This window comes from Vibrio splendidus, from assembly GCF_003345295.1.
In the GTDB taxonomy this organism is placed as follows: domain Bacteria; phylum Pseudomonadota; class Gammaproteobacteria; order Enterobacterales; family Vibrionaceae; genus Vibrio; species Vibrio splendidus_K.
Genome location: NZ_CP031055.1, coordinates 762,824 through 777,714, shown reverse-complemented (window position 1 = coordinate 777,714; position 14,891 = coordinate 762,824). Strand labels below are relative to the sequence as shown.

Below are 14,891 nucleotides of genomic sequence, written 5' to 3'. Positions count from 1 at the left end.
ATCCCAATAAACACAGGGCGCGAATGCCGCGTCCTTATAAGAAGAAGTACCACTATGAAAATCGTAATTTTAGGTGGCAGTGCTGCTGGTATGAGCTTTGCTGCCAAATACAAAAGAAACCAACCCACAGATGACGTTATTGTCATTGAAAAACGCAGCTACCTTTCGTTTGGTGCCTGCGGTTTGCCCTACTTTGTTGGCGACAAGTTCCCAAATACAGATCGCATGATCTCTCGCACGCCGCAGCAAGCCATCGATTCCGGACTCGATGTTCGTATCAATACTGAGGTGGTCGCAGTGAACGCTGCTGAGCAAATCATCACAGTCAACACGCAAGGCGAATCACAAGATATTCCGTTTGATAAGTTAATCATCGCGACAGGTGCGCGCCCTTTAATTCCAGACTTCGCGACCTCTTTTCGTGTGGGTAATCATGATCGTGCTGATTCGAATAGCACCGAGCATGTTTACACACTCACTAGCATGGAAGATGGCGTTGCCATGAAACAAGCCATGCTCGCAGTAGATAAACCTCGCGTTGCAATCATTGGTGCAGGTTTTATTGGATTAGAGATGTTCGATGCGGCACATGACTTAGGAAAAGACATCACCATTATTGAGCGCGAAGCGCACATCATGAGCCGCCAATTCAGCCCAGAGATGATCTCCGACGTCGAAGATGCCATTCGTGACACAGGAACCAACCTGCTGACCAATACCCAAGTCGAACACATTGAACGTTTTGCTTCAAAAGACAGCGACGAAGGGAATAGTGAGAAAGCGAGTTATCTGCTTACAGTGAGCAAAACTCGATCCGCGACCAATAACACTAACGAAGCCACCAGCCATTCGGTAGAACCGGAATACATCACCATTCAAGCCGACATTGTGATTCTGGCGCTTGGTTTCAAACCTAACACCGAGTTGTTTGACCTGCCAAAAATGGGCAACGGTGCGTTATTAGTCGATAAGTTTGGTGCAACGTCAGTACCGAATGTTTACGCGGTGGGCGACTGCGCGACGGTTCATCATTTAACGCTTGATGAACCCGTGTATTTGCCACTCGCCACCACAGCTAATAAACAGGCTCGAATGATGGCCGACAAATTGGCAGGCAAAGATACCTTCCTTGATGGTTTCTTAGGTTCATCTTCATTGAAAGTGCTGGATTACGAGCTTGCTAGCACAGGTATTTCTCATTGGATGGCAAACCAATACGCAGTGCCAACCAGTACCTCAGTCATTAATGACAAGAACCAAACGGATTATTATCCCGGCCAAGAAGACATCAAGATAAAACTTGCTTACGACCCTGAATCTAAACGCCTTTTAGGCGGCGAAATTGTCAGCAAGAAAGGCGCTGTAGGTCGGCTAAATGCATTAGGCGTTGCAATTACTGCAGGCATGACGACTCAACAATTGGGTTACCTTGATTTCAGCTACGCTCCTCCTTTTGCACGAACATGGGACGCGCTGAATGTGGCGGGCAATGTTGCGAAATAACAGTCTCAAAATAACCAGACGAAATAGCTGCCTTGAAGTAACCAAACTAGATAATGAATGAAATAACTAAGTGACACCGCAACACAAAACACAGAACCGTCATCCTATTTTAATAAGAGAGAAAACCATGGCACAAACCATTACCAAAGGCATTAAAGCCCTAAAAGAAGAAGCCTACCAAGTCGTTGAAGATATGTCGGTAGAAGAAGCAATAGCGCTATTCAACGGCAGCGACGACAAACAAAACACACTTGATGACTACGTGTTTGTCGATGTGAGGGAAGCCGAAGAAAGAAACAAGCTCGGCATTATTCCCGGCGCTTTTACTTGCCCAAGAGGCATGTTGGAATTCTTGATTGACCCTGAATGCCCCGTTCACAATAAGGTGTTCAACCAAGACAAAACCTACGTGTTCTATTGTGCCCACGGTTTGCGTTCTCTTTACGCTGCCAAGATGGCCGCGGAGATGGGGTTAAAACCCGTTAAAAACCTCGCAGGTGGTTTTGCTGCTTGGGCGGAGCAATCAGGTGACATTGAACTTCCGATTTAATAGAACTGTCTATTAAATAAGGCTAACGACTAAACAAAGCTTTCAGTTAATGAGAGCCCGCTGGTGACTAGAACAGCGGGCTCAATAAAATGATGATGTGAAGTATGAACAAATACACTCAACAAGAACTTTATTCTATTCTTGAACAACACAAACTATGGCTAGAAAACCAAGGCGGTGAACGTGCACAATTACGTAATGCCGACCTAAGTAACCTAGTACTTCAAAACATCGACCTGCGTTGCGCTAACCTAATTCGTACCAATTTTAGTGGCGCCGATTTATCAGGCACTGACATGAGTGAGGCTGATATCACCCATGCCAATTTTAGCCACGCCAACCTGAACAACACAGCTTTCCGCGATGCCGATTTACGAAACTCAGACATGAGCCACGCACAAATGCTCAACGTTGATCTAAGTCGCGCTGATCTATTTCGCACCGATTTCAGTCACGCTAATCTCAATGATGACGCGTTGAATCGAGTAGACCCAAGCAATACCATCATCAAGCTACGCAACCCCAACCAACAATGTTTCGCTTTTGAGTAGGAGCAACATAGCAACGATATCAAATTTTCCCACAGCCGAAATCAGCGGGTCTTCAAGACAATATACGCTCAAACATAATGGATAAGATGACTCTCTGCTTTATTGCTACTATTAAACACAGGTTTTTGATTTATGGATGAATCGGGTTGATTTAAGGATGAAATTAAAATGAGGCGATTACTTACTGCACTATTTTTCAGTTCAGCATTGTTACTCAGTTCAGTGTTATCAGGTTGCAATAACTTTAAAAACCTATCTAATGAGACAGAAGCCATCGACTCCATAACCAATCAATACATGGTTACCTTGAGTCAACCTGCCTCCGGCTCTGCCGTGGTGATTGAACAAATCAAAGACATCAATAAAAGCGAAGTGGATGGCTACGATGGCATCATAGACAGTGACAGCATTCACTTGCACGTATCAAATAACGTCCACTACCTACTTATCTTTGAAGATAAAAATCAAGATCTTACCCTACAAGCCAATGAAGCTTTCAGTGTGGTAAAACTTCGTTCTCATAAAGACAAATCAACAATAGAAGTCTCATTATCCGTTAATGAAAATGAAGCCCCAAGTGCGTTTGTTGATCGTTCGTTATCTTCGCTATTGAAAATAGAATTAGACCTCGTTGATATAGGCACCGTGGCAAATTTAACCGATCCTCCTTTTGAGAAAGGGAACGCAAAGCTCGGTATGTGGCAACCGCTGACATTTTTGGTCGAAGGTAATGCGGGTCTCTATTTTTTATCTGAATATGACCCAGCTAAAATCCCGATCTTATTTGTGCATGGGATCAATGCAACGGCTTTAGATTTCTCCCCTCTCATTGGAAAAATAGACCAATCTAAATACCAAATATGGGTGTTTAACTACCCTTCAGGTTTATCTCTATCTTTGAACTCGAGAGGCTTAAATAACCTGTTACACACGGTGGTGACTGAATATAAGATCCAACAATTACATGTTGTTGCCCACAGCATGGGCGGCTTGATCGTGACCAACAGTATTCGTCAATGCCGAATCGGACAGCTATGCGACTTTGTAAGCAGCGTAACCACCATCTCTTCGCCGTTTGATGGTGTTAAGTCTGCTAAACAAGGAATGGAGTACTCCCCCGTGGTAATGCCTGCATGGGTTGATTTAAATCCAGACGGAAAATTTATCGCTGACTTATTCATTGATAGCAGTGAGATTCACATACCCCACTTTTTGGCCTTTGGTTATAACTCGGGCGATCTATTTAATACCAACAGTAGCGATGGCGTCATCAATTTATCAAGCCAGTTGTCGCGCCCCGCTCAATTGAATGCCGACCAAATTCGCGGTTACAACGAAAACCATCTCAGTATTTTAGACAATGACGCTCTGTTTGAAGACTTGTCCAGCTTTTGGTTAACAGCTGAGCGATAACCTCTCCCTATACATAACCCGACAAACCAGTTGGCGTGAATGGTATGAACATTGGCGGTATTTGCACTGCAAGCCAACACGCTAATCTTTATTCTAATCCCATAAATAAGCACACGGAGTGACGCTAAGCCTAGCGAGCTAGGTTTCGAAACAAGGATAGTGACTTTCTAACTTGGGATAGAAACGATGACTATCAATGAATTAAAACGCAGAGATTTTTTCAAAGTTATGGGGAAAGGTGCTGTTTCTGCTGCGGCTCTCTCTCTGCCGACCTTAGCGAATGCAACGCCAACTTCACCAACAAATTTACCTTCAGATCACCAAACCGTTGACTCGCCACTGGATGCAACTGAGATGGCAAATCTGATAAGAGACAAAAAAGCCTCGCCAAAAGAATTCGTACAAGAAGCCATCTATAAAATTCGCCAGACAAACGATCAAGTTAATGCGGTTGTTTCTGAGTGCTTTGACTTAGCGCTAGAGCGTGCCAACTCATTTAACCCGAACTCCCCTTTTGCAGGCGTGCCTTTCTTAGCGAAAGACTGCGTTGATGTTGTCGGGCTTGAATGCACGATGGGATCGAAGCTAAACCAAGGTAGAAAGCCCAACGCTACCTCTTGGTTTATTCGTGCAACACAGAATGCAGGGCTCAACACCATTGGTATGACGAATATCCCCGAGATGATGACACTAGGCTGCACGCAGAATCCCCTTTATGGCGCGACGCGTAACCCATGGGATCTAAGCCGAGGTGTTCACTCATCGACTGGTGGTGGCGCAGCGGCAATTGCTGCTGGCTATGTACCATTAGTGCATTCCACTGATGGTGGCGGCTCTTCGCGCATGCCCGCTTCAGCGACAGGTATTTTTGGCTTTAAGCCAAGTCGAGAATCTTTGATTTCAGGGCTAACTGACGGCTCAACAAACGAAGATTTTACTCATCAATCGTTTATGTCGAGAACCGTTCGTGATGCAGCTTTGGCTGTATCAGTCACAGAGCATCATACAAAAAATGACTTTGAGACGCCTTTTCCTCGAACTCCCATAGGAATGGTTAATGCTTCTCTTAACCGTCAGGTAAAAATTGGCGTCACCCTCAAAGATATCCACGGCAGGCTTCCCGATGAAGATACTCTCGCAGCTATTCGTTCGACGGTCTCTTTGCTCGAGAGCCTTGGACATATCGTTATCGAAGTTGATCAACCGATACAAGATGGCGATGTATTCATGCACAACTACATGGGCGTATTTGGCAACAAAATGGCAAGCTTTGCTGAGCAGTTCGACCGCCTAGGCATTCCGCTAGAATCGATGCCCGACAAAGTAAGCGATAACATCGTCTATCTAGCTCGTACGATGCAAGCGCGCTTGAAAGCCGCTCCTAGCTTGTATACCGACTCTCAAGAGCGATGCCGAAATTTCGCACTCAGTCACAACCGAGAATTCTTTAAAGACATCGACGTATGGCTGACTCCTTGTGCAAACCATGTTCCTTTAGATATTGAATATTTCGACCAACAAACGCACTCAGGCAAAGAGATATGGGTACGTTCAGAGAAATTAATGTCTTATACACCAATCGAAAACGTGGCAGGTAATCCCGCCATGTCGGTTCCCTTGTATTGGAACAAGCAGAACCTTCCCGTCGGTAGCCATTTTTCTGCAGCAAGGGGCAACGACCGCCTGTTATTTGAATTGGCCTATCAACTAGAAAACGCCAAACCTTGGGCAAACAGAAAGGCCCCGATTGCGCTTTAACAAGCAATTCAATTTAGAAAATCATTCAAGTACGAGTCTATTGATGAAACATATTATTTTCCTATTTTTGGCGAGCCTGACGCTTGCACCTTACTCATACGCAGCTCTAGCACCAAGCGAAGGCTTCAGTGGCAACATGACCTTCTTAACAGGCTTCACCGCAAACTCAAGCAACCTAGATGTTGGGCAAAGCAATCATCAATCTCAAGCCGATTTAATGTCGTCGGGTAATACCGAAGCAGAGGGAATGGTCGCTGTTTTGGGTTCAATGCAATACACCTTTGGCGCTTTGAATCACAAACAGTTTTTCTTAGGTACCTCAAGAGACGACATCATCACAGGTACGTTGGCATTTGAAATTGGATATAGGCAGCAAGTCGAGAACGGTATGGTGGTTGAATTTTCTATCTTACCAACTCTGATATCAGGTGAAGTATGGGATGACCCTTATGCCGTTGACTCAAATAGAAAAGAAACCGACCTCACCGGTAATGTCGTTCGAATGCAGCTTTCAAGAATAATGGGCTCGAACTTTAATCTCGATGTCGCCTCTGGTGAGTCCGACGTTAAAAAAGAAAACACCGGCCTAAAGGGCCTTGGTTTAACTGAAGAAGAACGCGCACTAATGATTCGAGAACGAAAATATTTTTATCTCAAGTCTGGTTACCAGTATTTCTTGAAAGATGGCTCTGGCATTCTCACACCTTCAATGAATGTTTTCTCATCAGACTCTGAGGGTGATGCACTATCGTTCTTGAGCCTTGGCGCGGAAATCAACCTAGCGAAAAGATTTGGAAATCATGGCCTTGCTTTTACACTCAATGCAGCAAAACGCAGCTATGATAAAGAGAATCCAATCTTTAATGAGACTCGTGAAGACAAAGACTTTGGAGCCTTCGTTGCTTATGAATACACCAATATCTTTGGTACAAAAAACTGGTCTTTGGTATCACTACTTGGCGCCAAGACAACAAATTCGAATATTGAGTATTACCAATCATCGCAATACGTGGTTTCAGTAGGTGTTGATTACAAATTCTAAAGTTGAACTGCGAGTTTCATTGCTTGTAACCCGTAAACAAATCCTTTAATTTGGGCATATTAACGAGAAGAACACTCTTCAATCACCAGTAATAACAGGGAGTTATGGTGGAAAGTTTCAGTACTCAATTGCCCATATTCTGGTTTAAAACTTTAGATTCTGCTATTCAGGCTAGAATTGGAGACAGCAGCGACATCTGGTCGGGAACAGAGGCCTATAAACAACTTTGCTCCGCCGAATCGATCTCGGCTTATCAGCTTCAAACCGCCATCAACAATATCTACCAACATTTTGATCATGAGCTGATCGACTTATTTGATGAATCGGCTCGCTACTTCGATGAGCTTGAAATGGGCGCGCCGGTAATGGCCATGCTCACCGCGCCAGATCTCGCCAGCTTTTGCCAACTGCTGAGTCGCTACTCCATTCATATACATCCGCTACTGAAAATATTCAGTCGTGAAACAGAGAGTGGCGAAATTGAGCTTTGGGGCGTCACACCCGAGTACATTGACGAAACCACACTGATGACACACATCAGCTTGGGGCTCTATTTCAGTATTATGATCAAGCTCGTTCGCAGATACCTTAATGCGCCGAATCAACAGCTCGCCATTCACATCCACAAGAACACCATCGGTGATGAGTTCTTGAGCATCTATGAGCGTGTCTTTAATGTTGAAATGAAGGAAGGCTTCCCCGCCCGCTATCTCCTTTTTCCTAACGATCTTGTCCAGGCGAAACCTCGCCAATTCCAAGCTGACTTTCATGCAGAGTTAGTACGAATCGCCGATCAACAGATGGAAAAAACATTAAAAACTAACCTGATCTACAAAGTGAATGAAACGTTCAAAGTGCTCGCGGTGAAAGACACCAACCTAGATAGCGTGGCGAACAATCTTCACATCAGCCCTCGAACCCTGAATCGTAAGCTTAAACAACAAGGTGTGAGCTTTCGTCGTTTGTTCGATAAATACCGACTTGAACTGAGCATGACGTTACTGAATCAGAACGACGGCAATATTACCTATGTAGCTCACGAACTTGGCTTTTCAGACTCGAGCGCATTCAGTCGAGCATTCAAAAATTGGACTGGGCACTCTCCTACCGGACTAAAGTCGTAGGCTTACAGTGCTGATGATGCCAATATCACTGATGGGTACGCTGAACACCTAGGCTCTAGATAATTGCCTATCTTGAGCCGACTACTCCCAAACCTATACCTACTCAAATTCAACGATCTTTAAAGATCTTGTGATCCTCATTTATGTTGTATATTATCCGCACTACAAATCACAGACCGGATAGTCGGTCTGTGAAATAATTGAGTGATTCCCATGGACAAGAAGCAGCAAGCAATCCAAGCCGCGATTGAATTATTCGCGACACAAGGCTTTGAAAAAACGTCTATCGCACAGGTGTGTGAAACGGCAAAAGTATCGAAGGGTTTAGTTTTTCATCATTTCAAAAATAAAGATGACCTACTAAGACAGGTGTTTGTTCGCATGGCAGAGATCATTAATGAAGTCGGCGAAAGTGTTGACTTGTCTAGTGAGGGAATGTCGGTAAAAGAGAGGTTTATTAACCTTATTGAGCACATCTTCTTGTCGATGGCCGACCCACAACAAAAACTGTTTTATCAACTTGATTACCAAGTGAAATGTCAGCCGTCGTTAAGGCTGATATTAAAAGACCTGTTGGACGAACGCTACCAACTGATGATGGATTCTTTTGAAGTTATTCTATGTGACATCCCAAATGCCAACAGCATTGTCGACGGCCACATGTTAATCGCCGATATCGATGGTATCGCACTCAATTACTTGTTCTCGGATGGTGATTACCCGTTAGAACAAATTAAAGAGCGCTTCATAGCTAAGTATTTACTGCTGCTGGATTTATAAGTACCTCACTTAAAGCTCAATAGAACGTTGTTGGCTATCTAAAGTAACTCTCTATCTAAAGATATCTATCAGAGAACGCTAGCAACAAATAATTTAAGTTAGGAATTTTTCAAATGAAAACCCCTTATGAAATTCAATACCAAGCTTTCGCCGCTGCAGGCGGGCTTTACGACGAACGTCATGCAAAACTGTACGCAGAATTTGCCGACGATCTTATTGCCGATGGCAGCTTTTCTATCGTGCATGAAGGCGTAGCACACGCATGCTACACACCAATCACAATAGACGCAGCACCACACCTGAAGTGTTATGTGCTTGCCCCTTTAGCTGTATTGCCAGAATACCAAGGCAAAGGCTACGCGACTCGATTGATGGAAGAAGCCGAGAAGCAACTCGACGCTGACGTTATCTTCGTGATGGGAGAACCGTTCCACTACGGCAACCGTTACAACACGCCACATAATGTGCTTCCGCCAGTAAAAACACTTGCACCTCTTGAGTGCTGGTTCGCTAAAGCACTGACCCCTGGCGCACTAGACGGCGTGGGAGAATCTACTTCAACCGTCACTGGCCCTTACGCAAGCAAGCTAATGTGGGGGCACCCAAGCGAGCAAGTTTAAGAGATGCTGATTTAAACAAAATATAAGTAAAAAATGGAACGCTCAGGCGTTCCATTTTTGTTTGGGTGAAGTGTAATGCTTGTCTGAATTTAGAACGTTGATATCCCGTGCGTTCGGGCTGATTTCGAACACCCTCCCCCTCATGTTAAGTTCATCAACCCCTTTCGATTTATGACCGAGGGGGAGAACCTTCTTTGGCGCTGAATGTGTAACTGCGCATGTAACGACCGGCATTGTATTCCTCCCCTTTCCACGAAATACAATGGATAGAAGATACTGTTCAAGGGGAGGTTAGAAGGGGGTTTAGTTATGAGCTAACTCAGACTTGCCCCATTAGAAGCCAGTGTGAAATTGAACCTGATCTCAAACTCCACTATTTGGCTTACTTTTCCTCATGCCGAGAGGCTTAACGTTGTTGCCGAATTAGCTAATCCACGACATTGGTTGACCTGTCTACAGGTATCGAGTTTAGAATGCACCTCTTGATCAAACCTAAGCGAGAAGGCTTCATTCGATGCATCAGTTCCTTGTAAAAAACACCGTGCAGCACCCTAGAGTTTTGCAGTTATTTGATACTTTATCGCCAACATCTAAAGGTGTGACGCTAGCACTGGTTTCAACAGCACTGTTTACCATTGTGGGTGTGTTTGTTCGTAAATTGAGCGGAGACTACGATACGTTTCAGATCCTATTTTTTAGACAGCTCATTTTTATGTTGATGCTTGCCCCTACGATAACTAATAACATTGAGGTATTGCTCAAACCGAATAAAATACCTCTCCACATATTGAGAATATTGGGCGCATTTACTGCGTTGTACTTTGGATTTATTACAGTAAGTAATATACCTTTTGCAGACGCGACTGCCGTTGGTTTCTTACAAGTGCTCTTTGTTGCCATTATTGCTCGCATTGCCCTTGGTGAGCAGGTCACAGGCTCTCGGATTTTTACCATCGTCGTTGGGTTCATCGGGGTAATGATGGTTGTTCGACCTACGTTTGAAGATAGCCAACTTATATACATTCTTTCTGGTGTGCTGGCTTCGTTAGGCGCAGCTGTTGCGGTGATTTGTGTAAGAAAAGTGGCGCAAAGTGAACCTAAAATCACGTTAATGGCATATCAAGCTCTTGCTATCGGATTTATTGCCTTGATACCGACTTTGTTTTTATGGTGCACACCAACGGTTGAAGATTTCATGTTGCTTCTATTGGTTGGCGTTATCTCGTCAATTGCTCAATACATTGGTATTTCCGCTTATAAATGGGCACAGGCAAACATCATTGCCAACGTTGAGTACGTGAAAATTATTTATTCTCTTATCATCGGCATGGTTATTTTTGCGGAAATGCCAGATACATGGTCAATTATTGGTGCGTCAGTTATTCTTGCGAGTGCATTAATCCCAATGATGTTGTCTCACTACGGTCGAAAAAGTAAGAGGTAGGTACAGTGCTGAGTATTAAACAGTTTTGTGAGCAATTAGGCGTGTCTCGCACGACAGTCCTTTATTATGAACGACAGGGCTTGATTGAACCGACAAGCCGTACTTCCAGTGGCTACCGATTGTATGGTGAACGGGAACTTGAAAAGTTCAGATCGATTCTTGCGTATCGCTCTTACGGCATCCCTGTTGTTGAGATAAAAGGCCTGTTACAACAATCTCATGGCAAAGACAGGGAAGCTGTATTACGACAACAGTTTTCCGCCTTAGATATAGAGATTAAAAAGCTACGTCAGCAACAACATTCAATCATGACTTTACTACAAGATCCTGAGCTACTGATTCAAGGGCAGTTAACTAAGCAGCGTTGGACTGAGATACTGAGAGAGTCAGGCATGAATGATCAAGATATGCTTAACTGGCACAAGCAGTTTGAAAAGATGGAGCCATTAGGACACCTCAAATTTCTACAGTCCCTAAATATTGATGATGACGAAATTGAACAAATAAGAATGGTATCTAGGAAGCCATAAGTTCGTTTTTATTAAAATGTGTTTTCAATACTTGAAGTTATCCGTCTAACGCTAAATTAGCACTTTCACTAACTCGAAATTGTCCAGAAACGTTTTTAAAATTGATCAAACTCTATTGTCCTCCAACAACAATAGCTAGATATAGAGCGAGCATAAGGTCAGATAGAGTTTAAAAGTAGGTAGTGGTTAGGGGGGAATTGGTGATCTTAATTACACATCCCTGTGTAACGTATTCTGAATGTCAGCTGGCTTTAAAGCGCTTCATAAATTGACTAAAGCGAGGAATCAGGTTTTGCACAGTCGGCGCATCGGGAATCTCATTTACAAAAATCATAAAGCGCTGTGCTTTACTTTTATCACCTTGAGCAGTCCCTGCTAGTATTGCTTGAGCTAAAATCACATGCTCAGCGGTAACGTCCTTATTCGAAAATTCGTGAATCAACATAGAAAATCCTAATAAGTATAAATACGGATGTAATAATACAATATGTTGATATTTATATCGATAGCTTATGGCATTCATCAATGTCAGATTTGTGTAAAAGCAAGACAATGATGTGCACCATCAATACTGGACAGTGATCTTAGTGACTTTCCATACTTATGCTAATTCGTGATTTGCTAATACTTGGTTCTCCGATACTCATTTCTATCCAAATCCCATTTAGACACCCAAACAAAAAAGGGATTGGTATCTCTACCAATCCCTTTCAGAATTTATTTATAAAATAACGGCTCTTACTCTCTACAAGCTTTCAATTGCCTTTTGAACCGCTGGGCCAATCTGACGCTTGCGAGAAGTGACACCTTCTAGGGTCAGCATATCGCTTGTTGGTTCAGCGTTGAAAGCCGATTTAATGACTTGATAGTCGCTTTCATCCACCCACAGTAGATTCGCTTCTTTGTTCTTCGTGTCTGTGATTGAGAAGAACAGATGATCTAAGCCGTTCTCTTCTTTATAAGACTTCATCGCTGCCAAAAGCTCATCTTTACGGTCAATCAGTTGTTGAGCGGTTAGTGTTTCAGCAACGCCGATGCCCACTTGTTTGCCACCGTACTTAAAGTTTTTGTAGTCCAGCGTCAGGATGGTTTCAGATGACAGGTGGCTAAGGTCTGATTTAGCAATCAACATCTGTTGACCGAAGTCTTCGATGTCTGAAATGCCTGCAACCTTTGCCAGTTTCTCTGCGTATTCACGATCGTGTTCAGTGGTGGTTGATGATTGGAACACCACGGTATCAGAAAGAATCGCACCTAAGCCGACACAAGCAAGGTGCTTAGGTAAAGTCACATCAAGCTTTTCAGCGTTGTCAGCCAGAATAGTTGCAGCCGATCCCCAGCCTCGAATATCCATCTCAACAATTTGTGGCGTATTAATCGGTGAGCCACCAATCGCATGGTGATCGACCACAGCAACAATAGATGCTTGGTCGATGGTTGGCGCTAGTTGAGTCACTTGGTTGAAGTCCACCAGCCCTACTCTATATGGAGAGTAATCTGTCTCTACTCGTGGCGATTCTGCATTACAGTAGTTCAAGATAAACGTCGATTCAGGGTTGATAGGCTCAGGCACTGTCGCCGTACCACCATAAATATGAGCCGCGAGCATCGCAGACATTACCGTGTCGCTGTCTGGGCTAAGGTGCCCCGTCCATACGAGATCTTCACTGTTTTCGTTGGCAGATTGCTGCAAGCTGAAAGCAAAACTTGCTGAACTGAAAGACATAATTACGGCAGCAACGACAGGTGTTAGCTTCACGGGTATTTCCTTTTCTGGATTCGTTTAGAACCCAATAAGCTAGCTATTAAAAATTTCAAAACCATGTCAGCGATGTTTCAGATTTACTTCAGTAAGTAACGAAATGTAATTTGGATCTCGTTAGGTTTGCCAAAAAAAACAAAAAAGGATCGGTATCTCTACCAATCCTTTGAGTTTCACAAACCAATACAGGTTTAGAGACAATTAGTGTTTGTACCTAAAGGTATTGCTGTCATCAACAATCTCGATTTTGACAGGTACGGTGCCTTGCTTAACATTGCCGATTCTTGCAAACGCCTTGTGCGAAAGATCGATAACGCGGCCTTTTACATAAGGGCCTCGATCGTTAATTTTCACATCGACAGACTTATTATTGTTTGTATTGGTCACTCTCACGATAGTGCCGAATGGCAAGGTTTTATGAGCCGCAGTATTCGCATTCATATTATACGTCTCACCACTTGCTGTGAGCCTTCCATGGAATTTATCGCCATACCAAGAAGCTTTACCAGCAAGAGCATGTGACTTGGCATATTCCTTTGTTTTAGAACTGCCGACAGCCGACGTTGAGGTACATCCGGCTAGTATCATAAGAATAAGAGCGGTAAAGATAATATGTGATTTTTTCATGTAATTTGGGTGAGCTAATCTCTGCATGTTTCTCTGTTTTCGTTGTTGTTGGGTCAGCCGTATGTTTCTGAGTATAGTCGCTACTCAGTCAAGGCTGCCATTCGGTATGATTTACCAATGTTTTCATGAACGATGATTTCTTCCGTCATATTCCTGAAAGGTTTTATCGTCAAAACGTCAACTTTAACAACGCCTTAAATTTGGTCACTTATTAACCACACAGTGCAGATAACCCCAACTCAAACAGCAATCGAAGACAAGATCATTTGTGTCCCACTTCGAATGAAGTGCCGTCCTCCTCTCCCCCAAAAAAATGCAAAAAAGGATTGGTATCTCTACCAATCCTTTTTAGAAGCTGTTTCAGCTTTCTAATTTGTTGCAGATAGCACAACGCCATCCAAACCTATTACTATTAATCTATTAGCCTACTGTTAATGCATCTTGTTGTTGACGGTTATTAGCGAGCCACTTAGATAGGTTTTACTCGGTTGAGTCAGCTCAATCATTAACTCTGCCAAATCGGCTGGATCTACCCATGTAGAGTGGTCAGCCTCAGGAAGTGCTTGTCGATTCACTTCAGTATCAACAATGGTCGGCAATACCGCATTCACTTGAACATTGGATGAAGATCCCTCTGCCGCGAGGCTCTCTACCAACGCGTTTAATGCCATTTTAGACGCCATGTAAGGGCCAAACCCTGCGGGTATATTCCGCGCGGTATCACGGGCAGAAACAAACATCAGTGAACCACCTCCCTGCGATTCCATTAATTTGAATATTTCTCTTCCGAAGACAAACGCCGTCATAAAGTTCGCATTCCACAAGTCAGACATTTTACTCACTTCCACGTCAGTCCAATGGCTCCAGGTATAAATGCCAGAACAATGAAAGTGAGCATCTATATGACCTAAGATTTCAGATGCCTTGGCAGCAAGTTCTTGGCTTTGCTTTTCATCAGTAAGATCTCCCAGTAACACGGTTAGATGACCCGAGTATTTTTCTTCTAGGCTTTTTGCTCTTGCTTCATCACCGATGCGCCCAAAGGCCACGACTCGGGTTCCGCTCGTAATGAGCTTTTCAATCAGGTGTTGGGCTGTTACCGAAAAGCAGGCTGCAATAGTGGCTGTTCTAATTGTATTCATGGTTATTGCTCGTTGTTAGTGATGATGTGGGGAATCATAGAGACA

At 43.6% G+C, this 14,891-nt stretch carries 15 protein-coding genes; 11 read left to right on the top strand and 4 right to left on the bottom strand.

The features are described 5' to 3' along the window. Nucleotides 1-54: 54 nt before the first annotated feature. The 11 genes from DUN60_RS03475 to DUN60_RS03425 all read left to right on the top strand — a co-directional run bounded on the left by DUN60_RS03475 (nt 55) and on the right by DUN60_RS03425 (nt 11,315). Nucleotides 55-1,503 (top strand): FAD-dependent oxidoreductase, encoded by a 1,449-nt coding sequence (locus DUN60_RS03475; RefSeq protein ID WP_114633178.1) that lies wholly within the window; start codon nt 55-57, stop codon nt 1,501-1,503. Between the two features lie 127 nt (nt 1,504-1,630). Further along, complete coding sequence (locus DUN60_RS03470; protein ID WP_065205599.1) at nt 1,631-2,053, top strand: rhodanese-like domain-containing protein; 423 nt, start codon at nt 1,631-1,633, stop codon at nt 2,051-2,053. A gap of 104 nt (nt 2,054-2,157) precedes the next feature. After that, nucleotides 2,158-2,604 carry a pentapeptide repeat-containing protein gene (locus DUN60_RS03465; RefSeq protein WP_065205600.1) on the top strand — a complete coding sequence of 149 codons (447 nt, stop codon included), beginning with the start codon at nt 2,158-2,160 and terminating at the stop codon, nt 2,602-2,604. Nucleotides 2,605-2,772: 168 nt separating this feature from the next. Beyond that, nucleotides 2,773-4,017, top strand: a complete 1,245-nt coding sequence (locus DUN60_RS03460) for an esterase/lipase family protein (protein WP_114633177.1) — start codon at nt 2,773-2,775, stop codon at nt 4,015-4,017. A 186-nt stretch (nt 4,018-4,203) separates the two neighbouring features. After that, the gene (locus tag DUN60_RS03455) at nt 4,204-5,775 is read left to right on the top strand and encodes an amidase (RefSeq protein ID WP_114633176.1); all 1,572 of its coding nucleotides are present in this window, start codon (nt 4,204-4,206) and stop codon (nt 5,773-5,775) included. 43 nt (nt 5,776-5,818) lie between these two features. Then, nucleotides 5,819-6,817 (top strand): DUF2860 family protein, encoded by a 999-nt coding sequence (locus DUN60_RS03450; protein WP_054546718.1) that lies wholly within the window; start codon nt 5,819-5,821, stop codon nt 6,815-6,817. 104 nt (nt 6,818-6,921) lie between these two features. Next, complete coding sequence (locus DUN60_RS03445; protein ID WP_114633175.1) at nt 6,922-7,941, top strand: helix-turn-helix domain-containing protein; 1,020 nt, start codon at nt 6,922-6,924, stop codon at nt 7,939-7,941. Nucleotides 7,942-8,235: 294 nt separating this feature from the next. Continuing rightward, nucleotides 8,236-8,721: a TetR/AcrR family transcriptional regulator gene (locus DUN60_RS03440; protein WP_318276419.1), complete on the top strand. Its 486-nt coding sequence runs from the start codon at nt 8,236-8,238 to the stop codon at nt 8,719-8,721. Nucleotides 8,722-8,834: 113 nt separating this feature from the next. Then, entirely contained in the window at nt 8,835-9,341 is a 507-nt protein-coding gene (locus DUN60_RS03435) for a GNAT family N-acetyltransferase (protein ID WP_114633174.1), read from the top strand. Between the two features lie 514 nt (nt 9,342-9,855). Next, nucleotides 9,856-10,785, top strand: coding sequence for a DMT family transporter (locus DUN60_RS03430; RefSeq protein WP_114633173.1), 930 nt, complete (start codon nt 9,856-9,858; stop codon nt 10,783-10,785). 5 nt (nt 10,786-10,790) lie between these two features. Continuing rightward, a complete protein-coding gene (locus DUN60_RS03425) occupies nt 10,791-11,315 on the top strand; it encodes a MerR family transcriptional regulator (protein WP_065205606.1) in 525 nt (174 codons plus the stop codon). 241 nt (nt 11,316-11,556) lie between these two features. Here the strand turns inward: DUN60_RS03425 and DUN60_RS03420 are convergent, their stop codons facing one another. The 4 genes from DUN60_RS03420 to DUN60_RS03405 form a co-directional block, all read right to left on the bottom strand. Continuing rightward, complete coding sequence (locus DUN60_RS03420; RefSeq protein ID WP_004736343.1) at nt 11,557-11,760, bottom strand: hypothetical protein; 204 nt, start codon at nt 11,758-11,760, stop codon at nt 11,557-11,559. Nucleotides 11,761-12,060: 300 nt separating this feature from the next. Further along, the gene (locus DUN60_RS03415; protein WP_114633172.1) at nt 12,061-13,074 is read right to left on the bottom strand and encodes a manganese-dependent inorganic pyrophosphatase; all 1,014 of its coding nucleotides are present in this window, start codon (nt 13,072-13,074) and stop codon (nt 12,061-12,063) included. Between the two features lie 204 nt (nt 13,075-13,278). After that, on the bottom strand, nt 13,279-13,731 hold the full coding sequence (locus DUN60_RS03410; protein WP_114633171.1) for a septal ring lytic transglycosylase RlpA family protein: 453 nt from the start codon (nt 13,729-13,731) through the stop codon (nt 13,279-13,281). Nucleotides 13,732-14,135: 404 nt separating this feature from the next. After that, on the bottom strand, nt 14,136-14,846 hold the full coding sequence (locus DUN60_RS03405) for an SDR family oxidoreductase (protein ID WP_114633170.1): 711 nt from the start codon (nt 14,844-14,846) through the stop codon (nt 14,136-14,138). Between the last annotated feature and the right edge of the window lie 45 nt (nt 14,847-14,891).

Bases quoted from the DNA above. Each gene is read 5' to 3' on its own strand.
- DUN60_RS03460 (WP_114633177.1), top strand. From the start codon at position 2,773: ATGAGGCGATTACTTACTGCACTATTTTTCAGTTCAGCATTGTTACTC.
- DUN60_RS03455 (WP_114633176.1), top strand. From the start codon at position 4,204: ATGACTATCAATGAATTAAAACGCAGAGATTTTTTCAAAGTTATGGGG.
- DUN60_RS03465 (WP_065205600.1), top strand. From the start codon at position 2,158: ATGAACAAATACACTCAACAAGAACTTTATTCTATTCTTGAACAACAC.
- DUN60_RS03450 (WP_054546718.1), top strand. From the start codon at position 5,819: ATGAAACATATTATTTTCCTATTTTTGGCGAGCCTGACGCTTGCACCT.
- DUN60_RS03435 (WP_114633174.1), top strand. From the start codon at position 8,835: ATGAAAACCCCTTATGAAATTCAATACCAAGCTTTCGCCGCTGCAGGC.
- DUN60_RS03445 (WP_114633175.1), top strand. From the start codon at position 6,922: ATGGTGGAAAGTTTCAGTACTCAATTGCCCATATTCTGGTTTAAAACT.
- DUN60_RS03410 (WP_114633171.1), bottom strand. From the start codon at position 13,731: ATGCAGAGATTAGCTCACCCAAATTACATGAAAAAATCACATATTATC.
- DUN60_RS03430 (WP_114633173.1), top strand. From the start codon at position 9,856: ATGCATCAGTTCCTTGTAAAAAACACCGTGCAGCACCCTAGAGTTTTG.
- DUN60_RS03420 (WP_004736343.1), bottom strand. From the start codon at position 11,760: ATGTTGATTCACGAATTTTCGAATAAGGACGTTACCGCTGAGCATGTG.
- DUN60_RS03475 (WP_114633178.1), top strand. From the start codon at position 55: ATGAAAATCGTAATTTTAGGTGGCAGTGCTGCTGGTATGAGCTTTGCT.
- DUN60_RS03405 (WP_114633170.1), bottom strand. From the start codon at position 14,846: ATGAATACAATTAGAACAGCCACTATTGCAGCCTGCTTTTCGGTAACA.
- DUN60_RS03470 (WP_065205599.1), top strand. From the start codon at position 1,631: ATGGCACAAACCATTACCAAAGGCATTAAAGCCCTAAAAGAAGAAGCC.